This window comes from Tritonibacter sp. SIMBA_163, assembly GCF_046535935.1.
Taxonomy (GTDB): domain Bacteria; phylum Pseudomonadota; class Alphaproteobacteria; order Rhodobacterales; family Rhodobacteraceae; genus Epibacterium; species Epibacterium scottomollicae.
Genome location: NZ_JAWJBP010000768.1, coordinates 1 through 258, shown reverse-complemented (window position 1 = coordinate 258; position 258 = coordinate 1). Strand labels below are relative to the sequence as shown.

Sequence of the window (258 nt, the reverse complement as noted above, 5' to 3'; positions counted from 1 at the left end):
GTCAACACCAGAACAATTGCGCCAGTTGACGGAACAATTGGTCGGCTGGGAATCACAAGGGCTGACGCAAGGGGAAGTGGACTTCCCAGAAAAATTGCATGCCAAATTAATGGAAACGCAATACTTCCAAAAACATCCGGAACTCGTGTCATTGGGGGAAGTCAATTGGGAGCGGCGTTATGTGACGGCTTTGTATAAGCATGAAAAAGCGACACGCACCGTGGTGCTGCTCAGCCATTTCGATACGGTGGCTGTGCA

At 50.0% G+C, this 258-nt stretch carries 1 protein-coding gene; it reads left to right on the top strand.

From position 1 onward, the window contains the following. Positions 1–258, top strand: a 258-nt coding sequence (locus R0J92_RS24395; RefSeq protein ID WP_411053585.1) for a hypothetical protein, incomplete at both ends; no start/stop codon positions are given.